This is a genomic window from Bradyrhizobium sp. WSM2793 (assembly GCF_000379585.1).
In the GTDB taxonomy this organism is placed as follows: Bacteria; Pseudomonadota; Alphaproteobacteria; order Rhizobiales; family Xanthobacteraceae; genus Bradyrhizobium.
Genome location: NZ_KB902798.1, coordinates 23,842 through 44,801 on the forward strand (window position 1 = coordinate 23,842; position 20,960 = coordinate 44,801).

The 20,960-nt window shown below is 58.5% G+C and carries 14 protein-coding genes, 1 tRNA gene and 3 pseudogenes; 10 read left to right on the top strand and 8 right to left on the bottom strand.

All coding sequences use genetic code 11. The features are described from left to right. Positions 1-90: 90 nt before the first annotated feature. The 3 genes and pseudogenes from A3AS_RS0128210 to A3AS_RS50145 form a co-directional block, all read right to left on the bottom strand. The gene (locus tag A3AS_RS0128210) at positions 91-396 is read right to left on the bottom strand and encodes a hypothetical protein (protein WP_026202449.1); all 306 of its coding nucleotides are present in this window, start codon (positions 394-396) and stop codon (positions 91-93) included. Positions 397-1,064: 668 nt separating this feature from the next. Continuing rightward, a tRNA-OTHER gene (locus A3AS_RS47670) sits at positions 1,065-1,179 on the bottom strand. Continuing rightward, positions 1,168-1,437, bottom strand: a pseudogene (locus A3AS_RS50145) (autoinducer binding domain-containing protein); the annotation flags it as partial. The gene A3AS_RS47670 and the pseudogene A3AS_RS50145, both read right to left, overlap by 12 nt. Positions 1,438-1,690: 253 nt before the next feature. Here A3AS_RS50145 and A3AS_RS45660 point away from each other — a divergent pair. The 3 genes from A3AS_RS45660 to A3AS_RS0128230 all read left to right on the top strand — a co-directional run bounded on the left by A3AS_RS45660 (position 1,691) and on the right by A3AS_RS0128230 (position 4,800). Further along, on the top strand, positions 1,691-2,680 hold the full coding sequence (locus A3AS_RS45660; RefSeq protein ID WP_157644404.1) for a threonine/serine dehydratase: 990 nt from the start codon (positions 1,691-1,693) through the stop codon (positions 2,678-2,680). A 485-nt stretch (positions 2,681-3,165) separates the two neighbouring features. Then, on the top strand, positions 3,166-4,020 hold the full coding sequence (locus tag A3AS_RS0128225) for a CmcJ/NvfI family oxidoreductase (RefSeq protein WP_049815013.1): 855 nt from the start codon (positions 3,166-3,168) through the stop codon (positions 4,018-4,020). A gap of 84 nt (positions 4,021-4,104) precedes the next feature. Further along, on the top strand, positions 4,105-4,800 hold the full coding sequence (locus A3AS_RS0128230; protein ID WP_026202450.1) for an SDR family oxidoreductase: 696 nt from the start codon (positions 4,105-4,107) through the stop codon (positions 4,798-4,800). A gap of 716 nt (positions 4,801-5,516) precedes the next feature. Here A3AS_RS0128230 and A3AS_RS49295 read toward each other — a convergent pair. The 3 genes from A3AS_RS49295 to A3AS_RS0128250 all read right to left on the bottom strand — a co-directional run bounded on the left by A3AS_RS49295 (position 5,517) and on the right by A3AS_RS0128250 (position 7,437). Beyond that, positions 5,517-5,816: a LysR substrate-binding domain-containing protein gene (locus tag A3AS_RS49295; protein WP_026202451.1), complete on the bottom strand. Its 300-nt coding sequence runs from the start codon at positions 5,814-5,816 to the stop codon at positions 5,517-5,519. A gap of 142 nt (positions 5,817-5,958) precedes the next feature. Continuing rightward, the gene (locus tag A3AS_RS43920; RefSeq protein WP_256375105.1) at positions 5,959-6,438 is read right to left on the bottom strand and encodes an acyl-homoserine-lactone synthase; all 480 of its coding nucleotides are present in this window, start codon (positions 6,436-6,438) and stop codon (positions 5,959-5,961) included. Between the two features lie 276 nt (positions 6,439-6,714). Beyond that, positions 6,715-7,437 carry a LuxR family transcriptional regulator gene (locus tag A3AS_RS0128250; protein WP_018320874.1) on the bottom strand — a complete coding sequence of 241 codons (723 nt, stop codon included), beginning with the start codon at positions 7,435-7,437 and terminating at the stop codon, positions 6,715-6,717. 477 nt (positions 7,438-7,914) lie between these two features. On the opposite strand from A3AS_RS0128250, the pseudogene ald reads away from it, so the two are divergent. Both ald and A3AS_RS43925 read left to right on the top strand, forming a co-directional pair. Further along, a pseudogene (gene ald, locus A3AS_RS0128255) lies at positions 7,915-9,020 on the top strand (alanine dehydrogenase). A gap of 1,200 nt (positions 9,021-10,220) precedes the next feature. Then, positions 10,221-11,111: a LysR substrate-binding domain-containing protein gene (locus A3AS_RS43925; RefSeq protein ID WP_018320875.1), complete on the top strand. Its 891-nt coding sequence runs from the start codon at positions 10,221-10,223 to the stop codon at positions 11,109-11,111. Between the two features lie 335 nt (positions 11,112-11,446). On the opposite strand, the gene A3AS_RS47675 is transcribed toward A3AS_RS43925, so the two are convergent. Continuing rightward, entirely contained in the window at positions 11,447-11,719 is a 273-nt protein-coding gene (locus A3AS_RS47675; protein WP_157644405.1) for a hypothetical protein, read from the bottom strand. An 843-nt stretch (positions 11,720-12,562) separates the two neighbouring features. Between A3AS_RS47675 and A3AS_RS47680 the strand changes: the two genes are divergently transcribed. From A3AS_RS47680 to A3AS_RS50150, 4 genes and pseudogenes are all read left to right on the top strand, one after another. Next, the gene (locus A3AS_RS47680; RefSeq protein ID WP_157644406.1) at positions 12,563-12,712 is read left to right on the top strand and encodes a hypothetical protein; all 150 of its coding nucleotides are present in this window, start codon (positions 12,563-12,565) and stop codon (positions 12,710-12,712) included. 21 nt (positions 12,713-12,733) lie between these two features. Further along, positions 12,734-13,513, top strand: coding sequence for an HpcH/HpaI aldolase/citrate lyase family protein (locus A3AS_RS0128275; RefSeq protein WP_084674935.1), 780 nt, complete (start codon positions 12,734-12,736; stop codon positions 13,511-13,513). 1,302 nt (positions 13,514-14,815) lie between these two features. Further along, positions 14,816-15,310 (top strand): tyrosine-type recombinase/integrase, encoded by a 495-nt coding sequence (locus A3AS_RS43930; RefSeq protein WP_245283297.1) that lies wholly within the window; start codon positions 14,816-14,818, stop codon positions 15,308-15,310. Positions 15,311-15,601: 291 nt separating this feature from the next. Beyond that, a pseudogene (locus A3AS_RS50150) lies at positions 15,602-16,443 on the top strand (IS630 family transposase). A gap of 279 nt (positions 16,444-16,722) precedes the next feature. On the opposite strand, the gene A3AS_RS0128300 reads toward A3AS_RS50150, so the two are convergent. Continuing rightward, the gene (locus A3AS_RS0128300; RefSeq protein WP_018320882.1) at positions 16,723-17,523 is read right to left on the bottom strand and encodes a class II aldolase/adducin family protein; all 801 of its coding nucleotides are present in this window, start codon (positions 17,521-17,523) and stop codon (positions 16,723-16,725) included. A gap of 1,471 nt (positions 17,524-18,994) precedes the next feature. Here A3AS_RS0128300 and A3AS_RS0128320 point away from each other — a divergent pair. Further along, positions 18,995-20,353 (top strand): LLM class flavin-dependent oxidoreductase, encoded by a 1,359-nt coding sequence (locus A3AS_RS0128320; protein ID WP_026202454.1) that lies wholly within the window; start codon positions 18,995-18,997, stop codon positions 20,351-20,353. Positions 20,354-20,960 lie beyond the last annotated feature (607 nt).

Sequence of the window (20,960 nt, forward strand, 5' to 3'; positions counted from 1 at the left end):
GCGCGGCTGATAGCCTTATGGAAATCATCGCTCGACGCCTCGTACTAGCTTTTTGGTGGTCGAAAATTTCACACAGCAAGTTTTCTGCGATCAGGTGGATGTAATATGGAAAGCCGTCGCTGATCTGGCTGTGCGGATAAGGAAGTCGCGATCCACCTCAAAGCCCAGCTTCGCGGCCGCGTTAGTGACGATCGCCCAGCGGGCGTCATATGAGATCGGTGCCAGCTCGAATGGCGTGATCGCACGACTGGCCGAAAGGTGGCTGCCGATGATTTCGTCGAGCGTCTTCCCGATGCCGCACATCATCAGCTTCAGCGGCACGCGCATCGCCTTTATCAGTTCAGCGAGCTGCGCCTTGACCTCGTGAGATTCGATCCGGTCGATCTCGTCGATCACGAGGATCGGCTCGTCAGGATCTCGCGTTGCCGCCGCCTCCTTGATGAGGTTTGCCGCGTGGTTGATGCTCGGCAGCTTTTCGGGAATGACACATTAGCCGGGGACCCCGATTTTGCCCTCCAGCTTGAAGAAGCCGACGTTGATACCGGCAGTCCCGCTTAGCTCGCGCGGTTTCTGCAAATATGTTTTCTCGACGAGCGCTCCGCATACGTCACCCACGATACCTTCAAACGTCGATTTTTCGTCACAGCCGACCCAAGGCGGATCAGCGCGCAGGTACGCCGTCGCTGCGGTCAGGGTGATTGAAGTTCTTGCCGATGCCGCGCTCGCCGTGGACGAACACGTGCATGCCGGGCGAATGAAGAGTGCGGCGAATGTCCCTAAGGAAGTTCGGGTACGTCAATGGGCTGCGCTGGCCGGATATTCTGTTTGAGAATACTGACAAATTCGTACTCAGCGAGCACTGGCACAGCCCTTCTTCAGGAGGGCCATCTTAGCCAGATTCGGGTGGGCAAACGCGATGTGTGTGACCGCTGATCCCACGCGAGAGCCTGGCGGACGCGCCGGCGGACAATTTTTGGTTGCTGATCTGTCCTGTTGTGCCCAAGGTTTTTTGGGGCACAGCGCGAGGGAAATGAACAGCTAAGTTCTTGAAACGAAGGGGATAATGGTGGACGCACAAGGGATCGAACCTTGGACCTCTCCCGGGCATCCAAAACGTATTCCGAACTTGGCGGCTTCTTCAGAGAGCGCCCGCGCGTCTTCCGACTGAGGCCGCGGTCCTAGCCCAATATCCCACTGGAAGGTCTGTGTATGACGGATCGCCCGGCCAACTACAGGGTCGAAGCGTTCATAGCGGGACCTCAGATAGTCCGCTGTCCAGGATGGCGGATATGTCGAGATTAGCTTCGGAGGACGTCCGGCCTTCTTTAGCAGACTGAGGTATGCAACACAGGGCAGCTTCAGTGCCGCGGCAACACCGGCCATGCTTTGCTGAGGGGCATGTTTATCGGGGCTTTCACCCAACCTATCGACGAACATCTGAAAAGCGCGATAGGTCGTCGGTGAAAATGCGTTGTCTCTGATATGGGCTCTTTGCCGCGTCGGCGCTGAATCGCTGAGAGTTGTGATCTCGATCCCATCTGCTTCAGTTTTTGGGTGAAATGCTGCGCACTTGAGGAAAGCTCGCAGAATTTCGGCGCGGAATTGGGCGCTTAGTCCAAGGTTTGCATGGCTCTTCCGGCTATAGGAGGTCCATCAAAATTAGGAGATTGCAATCTGGAGGGGCTTTGGCGTGGGATTGATCGACCAAACTGCACGAATTCCATCCTTTGAAGGCGTAGTGAAAGCGAGCGCACGCCTGAGGGGTCGGGCGGGAACGACACCGCTCATCAAATCAGAGCTCCTTTCCAAACGATTCGAAGCAGAAGTCTGGCTGAAAATTGAGACGGCGACGCCCATCGCTTCATTCAAGCTGCGGGGCGCGTTCAACGCATTGTTGGCAACGAGTGAAACATCGTTTCTGCAACGAGCCGTAACGTCCTCGACCGGAAACCACGGTCAAGCCGTTGCGTTTGCGGCCAAAACGTTAGGAGTCCCGGCTGATATTTTTCTTCCAGATAACCCCAATTCCACCAAGCGGGACATGATTGCCGCGTTCGGCGGCACGATTCACGTCGGCGGTTATGATATAGATGATGCTAAGCGGCGCGCGCGAGAATTCTGCGCGACAATGGGCGGTACCTTTGTCGATGACGGCGAAGATATTCATGTGATCGAGGGCGCTGGCACAATTGGACTCGAAATTGGTAGCGATCTTTCCGATATTGATTGGGTATTCACTCCCTTGGGAAGCGGCTCTCTTGCGTCCGGCACCGCAGCGGGGCTGAAGGGATTGCAGCCAAAGGCGCGTGTCGTCGCGGTACAATCGGAGCGTTCGCCTGCGATGGTGGAGAGTTTCCATGCAAGTAGCACGATTGAGCGGCCAGTCGACACGATCGCCGACTGTATCACGTGCCGCGTACCGGCTGTGTTGGCGCTCAATAGTATGTTGCGATACGTCGATGACGCTAATCTCGTCAGCGACGCGGCACTTCTTTCGGCCGTTCATACGCTGGTGTCTGATGCTCATGTCCTCGCAGAAACAGGAGCGGCCGCCGGGCTTGCCGGAGCCTGGCTACGTCGGGCAGAGTTGAAGCGAAGGCGCGTCGTCGTCATAGTGACGGGCGCAAATATTCCGATGAATCATCTGCGACAAGCACTCGCGGGACCAGGCTTGGGTTGAGCAACGCAGGCGACAAATAAAGCGCCTTTAGCGGCACCAGGCTGACGGCCTTCATGCTTATCAGGCTCTTGATGATGGCAGGACCGGCGCTCGATTTTGCGACGATCTTCAGGTGAGACGAGTTTCGAAACCAGAAGATCTTCAAACTCGCGCCCGGATCGTGATGGCTTAGCAGAACCGTCTCGCCGCGCAGGTCTGTCTCGTGGACATCTTCTTTGCGTGCCGTGAGCGGATGGCATTTGGATGAACAACCAGAAAACGCTGGCTACGCACCGGCATAGTTTCCAATCCAATAGCGGCGGGTCCCCTGTATCGATTAAAAAGCAAGGAGGCGGCAGCGGCCAAGCGCGATCCTAAGCGTCGAAAAGTAACCTAACCCGCCAGCCGTTTGCAGAATTTCCGCGCAACCGGCCTGAGTTTCGCGGTCCGTGGCGTCGAGCGTTGCAATAGTTTGCCCGAATGTAGCACGAGGGAGCGAAACAGCCATGCGAAATGCGGCGAGAGCTGCGCGGGTAAACCGCGAGCAGTTGGAGTGCGTTCAAGGTCAAATCGGCTTTGTTCGGCGCACATCTGACGAAAAAGCTCCCATGATTGCTCTTAACAATAACGACCTTCCCATGGTCAGCTACGACGTCGTTATTCGTGACGGCCGTCCGATCGTGGACGAACTATCCCTCGATATGGAAGGCTTCACTCTAGTTCAGCACAAGATACCATGTGCGAACGAGGGTGATCCAGAGATCAGGCGCGACGGGTATTTGGAAAAGATGGTGCCGTTCCTGAAGAACCACTTCAATGCGTCATGGGTCGTGCCCAAACGAGATGCCGTCGTCGTTCGTTCAGCCGGCCTTCCCCGTCCGGCAGGGAAGGGGAATCGCGGTCTGCTAACAAATGAGGTGGCCGGATTTGCCCATATTGATTACGCGCCGATCGCCGGCCCTATGATAGCCGCGCGCGAAGACCAACTACAGGGCACTCCGATTCGGGCGTATTCGCGATTGATGATCATTCAAGCTTGGCATGCACTCTCGCAACCCCCGCAGGATTTCCCTTTGGCGCTGTGCGATGGAAGTTCCATTTTGGATACTGATCTCGTCGATACGGTCTACAACGGGCACGGCATTCGGCATAACACGCGGCTTCTTAACTACAATCCTTTTCATCGTTGGTACTACTTCCCGGAGATGACGCCGGACGAGTTCATTTTGTTTAAAGGCTATGATTCCGAAGACAATTGCAATCCGAGATCAGCTCACTCGCCATTTGATAATCATCGCGCCTATCCCAATGCAAAGCCCTCTAAGAGTATGGAGGGTTTGTTCTTCGTGTACTACGCCTGAGCGGCCGAGATCGCTTCGACGGTTTCACCAGACTCACAGGACTTGCTGATGGCGGGCGTCGGTCCACATGAGAGGTGTTCTTAGATGACCACAGTTCTAATCACGGGCACGAACCGGGGCCTCGGACTTGCGCTCACCCGGCGATACGCGGTCGAGGGAGCTGAAGTGATCGCCTGCTGCCGCGATCCAGCAAAGGCCCACGCGCTAAAGGAGCTCGCGGCGTCCTCCCGCGGCCGCGTCCGGATCATGCAGCTCGACGTGGCTGATGAGGCTTCGATCGCTTCCCTCAAGCTCGCGCTTGGCGATCAGCCGATCGACATCCTCATCAACAATGCGGGAATGAGCGACCCCAGCGCTCGGTCCGCCGACCGGATCGAAGCTGAAACCTGGATGACCACGCTACGTGTCAACGCTCTCGGCCCAATGCTCGTCGCGCATGCGCTGCGCGATAACTTGAGGCGGGGCTCTCATAAGAAGCTAGCGGCGATCAGCAGCAATCGTGGCTCCACCAGCCGCGCTGGCGGCGGCAATTACGCCTACCAAGCCTCGAAGGCGGCGCTCAACAATGGCATGCGCGCGCTCTCGCGCGACTGGGCGTCCGACGGAATCTTGGTCGGGATTCTGCATCCCGGCTGGGTCCGGACCGACATGGGCGGCGGCGAAGTCGCCTTCGTCTCGGCCGAGGAGAGTGCGCGTGGCCTCATCCGCCGGATTGCTGAGCTCATGCCAACGACCAGCGGCGCCTTTCAGGACTACCGGGGCGTAGCGATCCGGTGGTGAATGCCATCCGCTCTAGGCTGAGCGATTGAAACGCAAGGCCCGGCCCGCGAGCGCGCTCCGCCGGCCCGCCGAGGCGGCAAACCGGACCGGTAGGCTCAGCAACCCCGGCCGTCGCGGCGAGCGTCACAACGAGACGGAGTTCCGAGAAAAGTGCGAAGCGGCCGATGCACATCTTTGTCCTCGGGATCCAGGAGCTCCATTACGAGAACTTCAGCAGCGTCACGCGCCCTCGCGAATCTTGTGATGGCCGATGCCGGCCCGTGCCAGACTGCGCACTTGAATGCGATCATGCTCAGTGGTAGCGCGTTGCAGCCAGTGAGGCGGAGTTGAGCAAAGAGTCATATTGCCAGTTGAGGCAAGGGGTAGCGCTCCGAGAGCATCTTAAGGAAGGCATCTAAGGTCGGACTCTCATGTCGGCCCGCTAACAGGCCGAGAAGTCAAACCGGCTAGGCCGGTCCCATCGCGTAGCCCCGGTAGGTCAAGCCCGCATCGCTGGTCCCAATGTCAGAGTCGAGCACCAAGCTGATGCCTTGGCTTCATGCTGATCATGCTCTTGATAGTACCGTGGCTGACGTCGTGGCGCTCGATATCGGCACGATCGTCAGGAGAGACGAGTTTCGAAACCAGAAGATTCTCAAATTCCTGTCAGGGATCGTAATTGCTTAGCAGCGTCGTCTCGCCGCGCAAGTCGGTCCAGTAGATAATCTTGTGGGCAGTTAAGCGATCGTCTTGGGGAGGGCAACAAGAACACGCTCGCTCCACAGCGGCATGGTTCTGCAGTCCAATAGCGGCAGTCTCCATGTGACGATTAGGATATCGAGCCTGCCATTGCGAAGTGCCGTTGCCAGACGCGTCTGCGATCCTTCGACGGTCGCAAGGTCTGTCCGTGGAAATTTCTGCTTGATGTCCGAGCAAGACGCTTTCAGATTACCTGCCGAAAGCGACGCACAGAAGCCGATTGCCAGCCGACCGATCTCGCTGGTTTCAACGGACTTTGCGGTTGCTACAGTTAACATTTAACACCCAAATCATGCTCAACCAGCCGAATTGATCGGCTGAGGCTCGACGGCCTCAGCATCTCCGCGGCTGAATGAAAACTGCCACAATCGGCCGCGGTTGCGGTTGACCGGAGCTGCTCTAGCTTGAAAGCTTTTGCTGCTAAAGGATTGCTTGTTGGAAATCGCACATTTTGGAAGCGGAAAACCGCTCGATGTGCAGCAGTGTCTCGGGCATGTGCTTCATCCCGAAAGGCCTAGCTAGGCGGCCGATCGCATGACTGCTGCCCAGAGCACGGCCCTGAGATGCGGCCCCCCTCGCAGATGTGTTGTAAGGCATCGGCCGACAGCTTTTTCCATAGTGTTTCCGAGCGGTCGAACTCTTCCGATCGGACGAAGCGGCCATTTTGCGCCGCAGAATGCGCTCCATGCGGGCGTCGGTCACCGTCACGATCTCGGTCAGCCGAATGGAAAGGCCGAACTCGATCATAAGAGTTCGTAAGTAGCGGCAGAAAGTCTGTCCACCATCCGCTTTCAGCGCATCTGAAAGAAGATCGAGAGCAAAGCGGCTGCTCTCCCACACCTGATCGCTTCGTGGTGCCGGCTTTTCATCCAGAAGAATAGGGGAGGTGTTTCTAGGCATAGTCGGACCGGTCGAGGGCAGAAGCCGTACACGCGGCCCTGGATCCCTCCATCCGTCGCGCGATGCAGCAAATGCACCGGTCGAAGGACGTCAACTCGTCGGCTTCTTCCATGTCGCCGCTGACTTGGATATCCCATCCTAGATGCCGTTTGAAAACGCGATAACGTAGCCGGTGCATCGGCTTGACGAGCAGGCTCCTGCTTTGTATCGGTAACCAAAGCAGAGTAGCGTAGGCTAGCGCATCCTGTGCAGATGCATAGGTGAAACACCCGTCGCCTATCTTCGAGATTTCGATTGAGCAAGTAGCACGGCGGCTTGACGAATCGTACGAACGCCGAGTTTTGCCCGGGCATTATCTAGGTGAAAGGCAGCAGTCCCTCGGGAGATACCGAGAATATTCCCGATCTCCCATGCAGATTTGCCGCGAGAAGACCATTCGAGACATTCGAACTCACGAGGCGACAACAAAACGCCCCCGACCGCGCGATCGGACCCCGACATCCGCCTAGCGTGCGCATGGAATAGTATCGCCACAACCTGCAGAACCTGCGTGTTCTCGTTAATCAAGCGCTCGAAATCAATTCGCCGCTCGTTGGTCGCAAAGGTCACGGCGGCGATTCCACCCTCGTTATCGTGAATAGGGATCGTGAAGCCGCACCGAATGCCGAACTTGGCGGCTTCTTCAAATAAGTCACGCTCGGATTCCGACGTAACTGGCGGTCCGAGCCCAAGACCCCATTGAAAGGGGTGAGTATGGCGGATAGCCCAGCGAACCACGGGGTCGAAAGATTGATAGCGGTGCTGCAGATAGTGTCCTGTCCAGGGTGGGGGATACGTCGAGATCAGCTTGGGGGCGCCGCCCGGTTCGTGGGGTAAAGCAAGATATGCAAAGCAAGACAGGTTCAGCGCGGCCGCCATATCCGCCATGCTTTGCTGCGCTGCATCTCGATCAGTGCTCTCGGCCAGCCGATCGACGAATTTCTGAAAGGCGCGATACATCGTGGATGAAGACACGTTCTGGCAACCGGTCCTTTGCCATATCTATAACTACCGGGCGCAGTTTCGGGTTCGATCAGGCTATGCGTTCCGGAGACCTGCTGCTGGAGGCTTAGCGCGAATGCCGGAAGAGATATCTTCCTGACATTTCGATCGATCCTGTCGCAGTATACATCTTGAGGCGCGATGGCCAAGGCGGTGTTGAGGCCAAATCGATTCAGATCAATTACCTCTTGAACTCTGCGCTATCCTTCTTTCCGGCGGGCGCGGCCGAGCTGAGGGATAATACCATTCGATTCGGAAGTTCGGCCTGACTGATCCGCGGCGAGAATTGCCATATCGGTCTCGGTGGCGCCCATCTATCCGAAATCCTGCGCTATCCCGCAAAGATCGCAGAATTTCTGCGGCATTTGGCCATCTGCGTCGCAGGTTTGCGCCGGCCTTCCGATTAGAAGAGGCCGCCTAACGAAGAGTTTCCAGATGAAGATCGGTGTTCCCAAGGAAATTAAGACGCACGAATACCGCGTCGGCCTGACGCCTGGGGCCGTCCGCGAATATGTAGCCGCCGGCCACACCGTACTGATTGAGGCCAATGCCGGCGCCGGCATCGGCGCGACAGACGACAATTATCGCAGAGCCGGCGCAACGATTGTAAGCTCCGCTCGCGAGGTATTCGCGTCGAGCGAGATGATCGTGAAAGTGAAGGAGCCCCAGCTTTCCGAATGGGGCCATCTGCGAGAGAACCAGATCCTCTTCACTTACCTTCATCTGGCGCCAGACCCGGAGCAGGCTAAGGGCCTCATGGATTCTGGGTGCACCGCGATCGCCTACGAAACCGTCACTGATGCGCATGGTGGGCTTCCGCTGCTTGCGCCGAGGTTGCGGGCAGGCTTTCGATCGAAGCAGCTGGCGTGTCTCTCAAACGGCATGCGGGGGGCCGGGGGCTTTTGATCGGCGGCGTTCCCGGGGTTCAGCCGACGCGTATCGTGGTGATCGGAGGCGGCGTTGTCGGCACGCAAGCGGCGCGGATGGCGGCGGGCTTGGGTGCCGAGGTCACGATCCTCGACCGTTCGATACCCCGGCTTCGCGAACTGGATGAACTATTCAAAGGGCGCGTTCGCACCAGGTTTTCGACAATAGAAACTGTTGAGGAGGAGGTTTTCGCCGCGGATGTTGTCATTGGCGCAGTGCTCGTTCCCGGGGCGAGCGCGCCGAAACTTGTCAGCCATGGCATGTTGCGGTCGATGCGAAAGGGCTCGGTGATTGTGGACGTAGCTATCGATCAGGGCGGATGCTTCGAGACGTCGCGTCCGACGACACACGCCGATCCAACTTACGAGGTGGACAGTGTCATTCACTACTGCGTTGCCAATATGCCCGGAGCTGTCCCGGTCACCTCCAGTCAGGCACTGAACAACGCTACGCTGCCGTTTGGTTTGGCCGTCGCCAACAAAGGATTTGCAGCCGTGCTCGAAAATCCGCACCTGCGCGCGGGCCTGAATGTCTATCGAGGCCGGCTAACTTATAAAGCCGTGGCCGAGAGTCTCGGGTTACCATTCTCGCCGATCGATCAGGCTGCGGCCTGATCCCAGAGGTCCCCTTGGGGACTTTTCCTCCCTGACTTGGCGGGCCACTCCTTTCGGAGTGGCCCTTTTTATAGCTCCATCAGCCGGCTCAATATTATCGTCCTGTATGAATCTTAGTGACGGGCGGATGCACACGGCTCAGGCCGATGGAAAGCCACCGCAATGGCCGCGCGAGGCTCGCTTTCTCAACGCAAATCGCTGAGGCCACAGACAATCGGCGCGTCGTTGTACGAAGAGTGAATCAGATTATTTTGAGCGCTTTGGGTCTGTGTTGCACGGCTAGCCCCACGGTAGCAAGCGGGTGGACGGATGCTGGTCTGGATTGCGCAGATCCGCGTGAGTCTCTGGTCACAAAGGAGATCGCGCGCACCCAAGGTGCCGCGTAACCGGAACGTGCTGCGCTCAATGCGACGGCATTAAGCAGGTGCGACGTGCCCGAAGCTAGAACTATGGCAATACCAACTTGAATGCTAGTGGCGAACGCGGCGCAGACTGCGGCGTGATTGGCTGAACGTGGTGCGGCTCTTCGACGTTTTGTGCGGGCGCGGCTACGACGCCATGCACCGCTATACGCGCGACTAGCACAGGCACGTCGCGGCGCAACGGCCGAAGCTGAGCTTCGCGCCCGCGCCGGACAGGCGTCCCGCCGTCGCCGTTACGCGTTCAGCACGACGATCACGGGCGAACAATCGAACTGATACGCCTCGCCCGGCGGTTGCCAGAACTGCAGCTTGTCCTTGCCTTGCAGCGTGCCATGCAGATGTTTCGGAGAAATCGGTAAAAAAACGGCGCATTTTGCAGAATTTCTGCGATAACGGGTCGATGTTTGCTGTCGTTAGGCGCAGACGATGTTTTTTATTTTGCGCCGTGCGCAACGTGCGCGGGATAGGAGCTGATGTGAGATCTCCCCCAATCTTCTTGCCTGCGTCAGCAAAGGCGCATCAGCTGCCGAGCTTATTCCGCAGGCCGCTGTTTAGCAATTAAGAGAAGATCAATAGGAAATCGCACGATTTTGAACGCCAAAGTTGGCGCGGCCTCAGTTGAAATCTGGAGGACCTATCCTGACAGATGCGCTCGTGGGCCACCTCGAACGGTCCAATTTGGAATTGCCGTGAACCGCGCGGCTAATGATTTTGTCGCCTGGCCAAACGGAAGGCGCTTTCATCCTGTGATACGATCAGTGCAGGCCCTGCCCACACCATGCTGAATCTTCGCCAGATCGAAGCGTTCCGTGCTGTAATGGAAACCGGGTCGATCAGCCGGGCTGCCGAGCGGTTGTCAATTTCTCAGCCAGCGGTCAGCAAGCTAATCCAAAATCTTGAACTGAGCGCCGGGTTGGCATTGTTCGAGCGGCGTCCGGGCCGCGTAATGCCAACCCCTGAGGCATTCCTACTGTTCCAAGAAATCGAGCGCATCATGACGGGCCTGAACGGGCTCCAGCGCTACGTAGCCGATGTCCGCGCGATGTACCATGCGATGCTGCGCATCGGGGTGAGTCCTGCGCTATCCGTCGGGTTTATTCAGGATATCCTAATTAAGTATACAAAGACACATCCGTCAATGCGCGTCACGGTCCAGGCCCGAAGTACGGTGAGAATCATCGATTGGCTGCTGTCCGGCAGCATCGATATCGGCATTTCTTCACAGTCATTCGATCACCCTGAGGTGATCCAACTGCCGTTGTGCCGGCGATCCTACGTTTGCATCTTGCCCAATGGCCATCGGCTGAGTGAGCGCCCTTCGCTAGTGCCTGCCGATCTCGCAGATGAATATTTTATCTCCTTCGGCCCTGAAGACAGCCAGCCTATCGACCGAATATTCGAAATGGCCGGGGTAAAGCGTAGACTGCAGATTGAGGCCCCGACGGGTCCGACTGTCTGTGCGCTGGTAGCAGCTGGCCTCGGCGTGGCGCTGATCAATCCCCTCTATATTGGTAGGTTCGAAGGCGTGGTCGCCAGCCGGCCCATGGTCCCAACCGTCGAATCTGAAATCCAGATCCTCCTCCCGCGCCATCGGCCGCAATCTTTGGCGACGCGAGCCTTCATCGACAGTGCGAAGTCGGTTGTCGCCAGTTTGGCCGAAGTCCCTTAACCTGACGCAGGCGAGGAATTGGACGCTATCCGGACCCTATGGTGTAGGTTCACAACTCCCCGCCGACGCGTTCCCGCGAACAGCGAGTGGTGCTGACGCGCGGCGGTATTTCACAAGAAGCTGAAAGCTTCACTCGTCTGCTTTGGCGTAACAACACACGTAAGGAGATCAGCGGAGGTGTCAGCTGGCACGACCGCGGAAGAGTTTCCATTGCCGAGTTGGCCGAAGATGGATTTGAGTACCAACTGCTGGCATTGTCCGCAAGTCGCCAATCGAGTGTGCTATCGGCACGCGGCGCCACGGCGCATCCTGCAGATTTCGGGTGGGATGACCGCCTAGGTCTCCTGGATCCTCAATAAACGGCGATCGATGCGATCGAAAAGGATGCGGTGCGGATCACGGACGCGGAGATCAAGGCTGGCCAGCTTGCGCTTGGGCGTGACATGGCGTTCGCGTGAATTGTGTCCGAGCGGGTCCGTGACGAGCTGTTGTGGTACTGGATCTGTAGCCATGCGGCGTCGGTTTGATAAGCCGATCATCCATTCCCTCATGTCGCGCGATCTGATCGCGAGGAAGCTTGCGGGCGCCGCTGGCACGGCTTCGGGCAACGAGTTCACATAAGGCGCGTGACTGCGCAGCTGGACGGAAAAATCGCGTGTCGGCTGCCCGATATGTGGCTCCGATGTTGAGAGTGCCCGGCGCGGACAACGTCCAGGTTAACGTCCCAACCACTTCGCATTGAACCGCCATTCCGCGCTCGCGGAATGACTTGCTGAATGAGTCATCTCCCGGTTACCCGCTAGTGGCCGAGCGTCGCCTCTAGCGGACCGGCTCGTGTCGCGGTCCGACCTGAGAGCGGGATCGAATCGCTTTTGGCCCGCGGCGGCCGCGGGCATTGCGCTTAAGCGCGTCGACGTGCCAGTTGTACGGCTTGCGCCCGCCGTAGGTGTCGTCCTTGCTGTATCCGGCCCAGGCGGCCTGGATCACCTTCTCGGGAAGGCATTTGAGCTTCCGACCGTCCACATTGCATAGAGCTGCTCGCTATAGTGAGGAAGGGGCGGTGTCGCGAGACATCGCCTATCCCGATCAATCTCTGAATGTGGACTGGTCCCAGTGGGAGATGCTGGCTGGGCCGGCCGTGGGGCAAGACCATCGCGGGGCAGGCCAAGCTAGGTTTCGCCGCCAGAGCAGCGCGTCGGATCACGTCATGGCGCCGCAAACATCCGCGCGCCGGCAGGCTCCCTCCTCGTGGGCAGTAAGTGCCTACGATGGATTCTGGCGTGAAACTGAGAAATTAGCCTGAAATATGCGTGCCTAGAGCTGTATTAGCTGAGCTACATCTTGGCCAGTGGGTAAGTTTTACTTGGCGACGGCGTTCTGTCCTGCCCTGCGGACGAGTAGCCGAACCCAGTCAGAATCTGCGGTTTCGCGCTACCTGACGGAGAGGGCGGGTGGACGAGATCGTGGCCGAGACGAAAAACCAAAGTTTCGAAAAAGTGCTCGGCGGTTGTTCGAAGCCTCGCCCCGAGTGTCGTCTCGCGAATCCTGCGCATTGCCCGCCGCCGCCTTCGACCTCCACCGCGCTGGTTCCGTATGCCTGATATTACGGTAGGGAAATGGATATGCCCAATCACTTCAAGGAACGGTTAACCTCAGGTCCGCCTCAGATCGGCAGCTTTGCCTCGGTCTGCGCACCGGCCACTGCGGAGGCCATGGCATGCCACGGCCTTGATTTCGTGATGGTCGATCTCGAGCACGCGCCGAACGACATCTCGACGTTAGTGATGCTGTTAGCCGCAACTGAGGCGGGCGGCGCTGAGCCGATCGTGCGCGCGCCCTGGAACGATGCTGTGTGGTTGAAGCGCATACTCGACGCCGGTGGACGCTCAATCATGGTGCCCTTCATCCAGACGGCGGAGGAGGCGGCGCGCGCCGTTGCAGCCGTGCGCTATCCTCCCCAAGGCGTGCGCGGCGTCGCCGCAATGACGCGTGCGAGCCGATACGGCGCCCGGCCCGACTACATGAAGGTCGCGAACGAGGAGACCTGCGTAATCATGCAAATCGAGACAAAGGAGGCACTATCACGCATCGACGAGATCGCGGCCGTGCCGGGAGTCGACGCCATATTTTTCGGACCGTCCGATCTTGCCGCTTCGCTCGGCCTCATCGGTAATCCGCTGCATGCCGATGTGCAGGGCCAGATCGCCCAGGGCTTTGCCGCAGGCAAGAGAATCGGCGCGAAGGTCGGCGTGCTCGGTTCGACGCCCGAGCAGTGCGCTGCTTTCGTCAAGCAAGGCTTCGACTTTGTAATCCTCGCGACGGATCTGGGAATCTTCGTGCGCCAGCTTAAGACCGATATCGGAGTGATGGAGGCAAGTAGCGGCTGGACGAGGCGTTCTTAACGCTCTCGCCGAATTCGCTCGTCGTCAAGCCAGCCGCGGCCGGAACCGCTTGCGCAATTGGCGCTGACCGGAATGGTTTCTTGCAAGGTGATCGGAGTCTCGTCGCGACCATAAGCTCAATCCATTCTTGACGCGTAACGCAATGATCTTCAATGCACAGCCGAAAGGCTTAAAACAGCACTTCCAACTAGGAATACTCTGTCTCTCGCACGTCGTCATCGCCTAGGCCATTTCGCCAATCCTTTGACTTGTCGGCCGAAGCGCAGGACGTGATTGCGTCGGCTGGGCTGCAGCCAAGCGCTGCTCCGCCGGATCTTCAAGCGGAAGACTCCGTGAAGCGAAGTAAGCCCACATCGATTTGTTGTTGTTCCGTGGCAATGTGAGTTAGATAAGCCCTGCCGAACGACAAGTGCATGATGTGGTGAGCGAGAAAGGAGAAGACAGGAGCTAAGTAAAGATGGCCGGCAGAGCCATAGCGTTAGGGTCTCTGCGGCCGATTGCGATACAATGGCGACGAATGTCCGCTACGGGCGCGCCGTGAAGCGTTCTTCTTCAGCAACACACGGCCATCGACGACAAGATCGGCATCATTCAGGACTCGCGATTACAACTGAACGCAAGCGGGATCGAACCCCGGCAGAGGCAGGCGGTCGGCAGTGCTGGCCCTGTGCTAATTGGCAAGGCTGAGGATATCGCCAGCCGCTTTCGCACTGCATACGAGAGCACAACTTTGCGCGGCAATCCCGGGTGTCCAAGCCCGACAACCGCTATGCCACGAAGCGCCAGCGCGCCGCAGAGGTGTTCATGGAAGGCTCCCTAACGCGTGCTCGCCAGTCGTAGCGAAAGCCATCAGCTGGCCGAACTTCAAAGGGGCCGGAGCCGCAACGCTGCCGGCGGGCTTGCCTGCACAAAATCGACTTCGAACAGAAACGTCAGACCTCCCGATGGGCGGCCATTCGCTAGGCTGCGATCAACGAGGCAGGAGTGTGTCCGCCGCGCATTCAGGCACGTCCTCCCTCCAGCGCGACACGACTGGATCACGCCAACCATCACAAGCCTTAAGGTTGGGCTTCTTGCAACCCCTGCTGCGATTCTGATTGCCGTCCCAGCTGCATACGCAATCGTCCGGGTCAGTTTCCTGGAAAAGGAATCATTGCCGCAACTCTCATTTGCCGATGATCGTGCCCGGCGTGATTCTCGCGATCCCGCTCTAGGCGCTCTGACGTCCAGTTACGTGCCCCTCTCTCGGCAGCGATCGTTGGTGAGAGGGGTACGCGGTCATGGAGGAAGCGCCGGAGCTTTGTGGAGGCGATCCCGAACCTGAAGAGCCGGATTGCGTTGACGACGGTCTATGCCGCCGGATTACGGGTATCGGAAGTCGTTTTCCTCAAGATCGCGGATATCGACAGACAGCGGATGGTGATCCGGGTCGAGCAGGGTAAAGGCGACAGGCACCGTTACGTCATGCTCTCGCCACAGCTTCTGAGCATTCTGCGGGCCTATTGGCGCTTGACCCGACCAACGCGCTGGCTATTTCCTGGTCGCATGGCGAGCGGCCGCTGTAGCCCACCGTGCTGCGGCGACCTGCCGCTCAGCTCGCACCGCACAGCTAGCCTGAGCAAGCACGTGACGGTGCACACGCTGCGGCCAAGTTTTGTGACCCATCTTCTGGAGAACGGCGCCTTGCGAGATCCCAAACAGCCTGCCAGTCGTCGGTCGCGCATCCGAGCGCAGCACATCACTCGCTCGCTGCATCGCGCTCTTGGCCCCATCAATGCGGTCACTCACATCCGCTGAATCTAGCCAACGTGCGGCGATCACAGGCGCGCCTTCCCAGCAGCCGTCCCTGCTGCACTATTCCCATAAAGCCCACAACTCCGCAGCTTCGTTCAATCCGGCTTCTATGCGGTCGCATGCCTGAAAGAGCGCGCGGCTCGCGCCTGCCACGCGACCTCGCAAAAACCCTCAAGATTCCCTTCCAGGGCAAATCGTGATTCACCCTGAGGGCTGGTGATGGACCCCAGCCCCCACGGCTAAACCCCTCTCGCCGGACCTTCGCCTTTTGTTCGGCTCGTGGAAGATAAGGGCATGAGCTGTCGGGGCGTCGCCGGCCGGTTCGGCGTTGCGCGGTCGAAAGCGATCGACTGGTCAGTGAGCGGCGGAGCACCGGCGCCTGTGAGGCGGGAGCGCAGGGTGGCGACCGGCGTTCAGCTCAGATCGAGGGGCATGCTGCAGAGATCCTCTCCCTGGTCGAGGCTACCCCTGACATGACGCTGGCCGAGATCGCCGATCATCTCTTCAAAGTCCATGGCGAGCGTTTCGTGCCGAGCGTAGTCTGGCGGTTCTTCGATCGCCGAAACATCACATTCAAAGAAACATCGCATGCCAGCGAGCAGGATCGCCCGGAGTGGCCGCTGAACGCGCGGCGTGGAAGGCATCCCAGCCTGAGATCGACATCCACCGGTTGGTGTTCATCGACGAGACCGGAGCCTCGACCAAGATGGCGCGGCTCTATGTCCGTTCGCCGTACGGCTAGCGCTATGTTGCAGTGCTCCCGCATGATCATTGCAACATGGGGAGCTCCGTCGGCGCGCGCAGGGCGACCGGCATTACGGCGCTGATCGTCCTCGATGGCCCCATGGATGGTTCGGCGTTCGAGGCTTACGTGACGCAAGCCCTCGTGCCGACACTCAGGCCAGGCGACATCGTAGTGATGGACAATCTCGCAGCACACAAGCGGGCAAAGTCGGCGTCGCAATCGATGCGGCGGTCGCCCGGCTCCTCTATCGGCCGCCTTATTCGCCCGACCTCAATCAGTCGAAATGGCCTTCGCCAATGTCAAGGCCGCCCTTCGAAAGGCGGCCGCCAGATCAATTGAGGCTTTGGTCAACGTTATCGCCGTTGCCTTGGCCGCCCTTCGTGAAGCCTGAGCAGGTCGTGGGGCTCGTCTCCTTTGCTCGCCAGATACCGACGAAGTCCGCTGGCCGCCTTGCGCGCTAGCCCGCATTTCTCACACTACCGATTGATTAAGCCAAGAGCGAGGTTGTGCTGTGTTGGCGATTGGCGAAGCGCAGGGGTGCTGTTGCGCCGCGGGCCCTGATCGGTTTTGGAGATTTGCGGTCTCCGTGCGAGGGCACGGATGTTTCTGCGTGCTCCGCCCATTTGCCCAAATGTGGTTAGACCGCGCCTTCCCAGCGCCGCGCGACGGTTCAGGTTTTATAGTCAGGCTCTCGCTTATCCAGGATCCGCTTGAGCGCATCGAAGTGCCAGTCGTACGACTTGCGCCCGCCGTAGATGTCCCCCTTGCCGTACTCGGCCGACGATCTTTGAATTACTTGCTCGGGCATAACTTTGAGCGGCCGACCTGTCCAGATTGCGTAGAGCTGCACCTGCGCCGCCCTTTCAGCATAGTAAAGCAGGTCGTAGGCTTTGGCCACAGAAGCCGCCACGATACTGACGCCATGGTTTGCCATCACGAGAATTTCTTTATCGCCAATTAGGTTCGCAAGACGTACGCCTTCGTCTGCCGAGAAGGCCGTGCTATGGTACCCGTTGTCGTATGCGGTGCGCGTCATCATTCTAAGCTCTGTCCCGCCAATTGGGAGAAAACTCTGATCATCCAAACGCGCCAGCGCACTAGTGAATGGCATATGAGAGTGGAGCACCGTGTCGGCGTGCGGGACCAATTTATGGATAGGGGCGTGAATGCAATAGCAGGAGGGTTCGATAACGCCATCGCCGACGTGCAGCGTACCATCGTATCCGACCTCCATGAAACAGCTTGCGGTGACTTCCGACCAGTGGAGTCCGAAAGGCATCTGATAGTAGAGGTCACTGTGGCCGGGCACGCGGGTGGTGAAGTGGTTGAAGATGCCCTCATTCAAGCCGTGCATTACCGCGAGACGGTGAGCGGCTGCGAGATCGATGCGCGTCTGCCATTGCGTCGCTTCGATTTCGGGGGTGTTTCCGCTTGAAATGGACGGTCCGAGGTTCGCTTGACCCTTGCGCATCGTGTAGTCTCCTTCAATAGGTTAGCCGGCCTTTATCAAAGTGCGGCTACCAGCGGCAGTGAAGAGAGTCAAAGAACAAATCTTCGGTATGCTATCCGTGAAAGTTATGGGAATCGTGCTCTCGATGCGTCAACCCCGCGGCAGCTGGTTTTGTCGTTTGGCCCAGCAGAAGGATCACCAGGCTGGCAAACATGGTGGCTGGTGGCAGGCAAACATCCATGAGCAAGCTAGCCGCAGTACCCCTGGTGGCGACATCCCGAAGTTGCTTCAGTGTTGACGTGTTGAGTGGGAGCGAAACGACCGCACCCGGGCGGAGGAAGAGGCGAAGTTCGAGCAGCTGCAAGAACTCATCGATACGCGTGTAGGCTTTGCGAACCTGTTCAACTGGTACAGCGATCTGTCTAGCCATCCGCTGGACGGGCGAGTGCCGGAGCCGATCAGCCCACGCGTGTGCAGTCTCGCCTACAAGATGTGGAACCGCGCCCAAAGCGAGAATATGACCATCCGTGAAGGCAGCTGGCCGCCGCTACCGGCCCATTGCTGAAGGGCACGGCCGAGGATATCGCCGACATCATGGAGACGTGGATCGACGAGGAGGCCGCCGACGGCTTCAACACCGAATCCAGGATTTGGTTGAACTGGTCGTGCCCGAACTGCGCCGTCGCGGCCGGTTTCGCAGTGAATACGAGAGCACAACTTTGCGAGGGAATCTAGGTCGGCCGAAGCACGTCAACTGTTACCTCGCAGAGCGCCAGCGCTCGCCGCTAGCCGGCGAATAGCCGCGGAGTTCTCAGGCCAGGTCGTGGAGGTGCGGGCAAGCCCCACGTGCTCTTGGAAATGCTGCGCCAGTTCGATGTGCTAGTGTGCTTCATTTTCTGTTGAGAAGTTTTGGAGAGTGGCGCGGGTCAAGGAAACTTACCGCGCTCCTCTGCCTTACTCGTGCGGATGACTGCCCAATGGAGTCAAAGCCGTCATAGGGGCTCAAGGACGGCATGACAGCGCGAGGGATCTCCTCCCGAGCTGCCGCTAAGCTTTTAGGAAACGTGCAAAAATCACGAATTTATGTCGTTTACCTGCGTGAAGCGACAAAGAAACGTTGTGCTTCGTCGATAACCCGCTGCTAGTTTATTTTTTAGTAGTCGATTTCCGCGCAGGGCCAGTGAAATCCGATGGACAGTTCCGGTCGACTTGCGAGGGGGCATCGACCATTTGCCGATCCAGGATGCCGTAACGAGCCGCCGTGCTTCTAACCCCCCTGCGGCCATCAGATGGGTTCTCAATCTTCGGCCTCCAAAGCACGATCATTATGGAGCGCTTTTCGAAGGACAGCGCTGGCGCGGCTTTGCAGCCTATTCAGCTGGCGTTTCCGCGGAGTTTCATTTTCCGTCTGCGCTCGGTTTGCGCGGTCCCCGGAGAGGGGTGCTTCGAGCAGATGACAGGCGAAGGCCTGCTACCATAGGAGACGATCAAGGTGTCAAAACATAAGAGGATGATGAAGCTGGGGATCAACTTGGTGAGCAACGGCGGCCACAACTCTGGCTGGCGCCATCCCAAGGCGGATCCCGCTGTTGCAAATAACTTCGAAGCATATGCGAACGTGGTCAGGGCAGCGGAGGAGCAGAAGCTACATTTCATGTTTGTCGCAGACGGAGCTGCCGTTCGCATTCGCCACAAGAACGCTGAGGAGTTGAGCTATCACGGTCATATCGACCGGTTCGAGCCGTTGACGCTCTTGTCGGCACTTGCAGCCGTTACAAAACACATTGGCCTCATCTGCACCGCCGCCACCACTTATAATGCGCCTTATGTGCTTGCCCGCAAGTTCGCTTCGCTAGACCACATCAGCCATGGTCGCGCCGGCTGGAACGTGGTGACCGGCTGGAGCGAAGAAGAGGCGATGAACTTTGGCAAGGACATGCTGGTGGAGCATTCCGAGCGCTACAAGCGCGCGGCGGAATTTGTCGGGCTGGTCAAAGGACTCTGGGATAGCTGGGCAGACGATGCCTTTGTCCGCGACAAGGAGGAAGGGCGCTATTTCCATCCTGAACGCCTTCGCATTCTCAACCATAGCGGTGAGTTCTACAAGGTGCGTGGTCCGCTGAACATCGAGCGGCCTCCGCAGGGGTACCCTGTCATTGCGCAGGCCGGAGGCTCAGGCCCAGGCCGCGAGCTGGGTGCGGCAACGGCCGACATTATTTACACCGGGCAGAAGGACGTCAGAATCGCGCGGGAATTTTATTCCGACATGAAGTCGCGCATCGGCGGTGCCGGCCGCAACCCAGACAAGGTCTTCATCATGCCTGGCATCATGCCCATTCTTGGCGATACGCGGGAACAAGCTGATGAGGAGATCGCCCTTCTCAATGCAGCCGTCCATCCCCGGGTTGGCATGCAGTACATAGCTGACATCTTCGGCGATCTCAGCGCCTACGAGCCTGACGACTACATGCCGCTGCCCCTTCCGCCTGCCAACGGCGTAAAGAGTGCCCGCGAGCAGTGGGAGCGGCGCCTGAGGGAAACACCGATGACCATCCGCCAAGTTTATGAGTCGATTACCATGTCTGCCGGCCATTTGATGATAGGCGGAACTGTGGAAACCGTTGCCGACGCCATGCAGGAATGGTTCGAGACAGGAGCCTGCGATGGCTGGAATCTTCTAGCGGCCTATCTGCCAGGGTCCGCGTACGAGCACCTGAGCAAACTTGTGCCCGAACTCCGCCGCCGTGGCGTATTCCGCAGCGAGTACGAAGGTGCGACCCTCCGCGAAAATCTCGGCCTGTCCAAGCCGTCGAACCAGTTTTTCGGCGAGCCGTCTGCCCGACAGAAGTAGCCAATCGATGCTTGGGACCCTCGGTCCCAGGCATCGTCTACGGCTATTGTTGAAATATTAAATCATCTGGGATCGAAGTTCACCAGATTGCCATGCCTCCTGAAGAAGAGGCGTTACAACTGGCCCAACGAGAATTCGAGGAGTTTGACACGAGATCGTTGCGAGGAACGGATGCGCTAACATCGGCTATGGCGGATGCACACCGCTCGGTGCTTCCTACCTTCCCGCCCAACGTCTAGCAGTCAGAGGTGACTGCCCGGGGCCCCCTCGCTGTGCTCCACCCGCCGCCGCAGCACGGAATCGCCAGACCGAGTTCCTTGGCCACAGAACCGATCGAGCGCCCGCTCGACGCTACGAGATGAACCGCTTGCCGCTTGTAGTCGTCCGTAAACAACCGACGTTGACGTCCTTCCATCCGTCACCTCCTGGCTCTTCGAGCCTACTAGGTGTCCGTTAATTCGGAGGAGGTTCAGACTTCCAATTGTGCGTGGCACGGTGTAGCTGCGCCGATTGGCTACCGTACCATCCAGCTCCCCACTGTAACCAACCGCGACATCTCCGCCTTGAGGTCAAAGCGAACCTGGGGTCTAACTAGACGCCTCTTCCG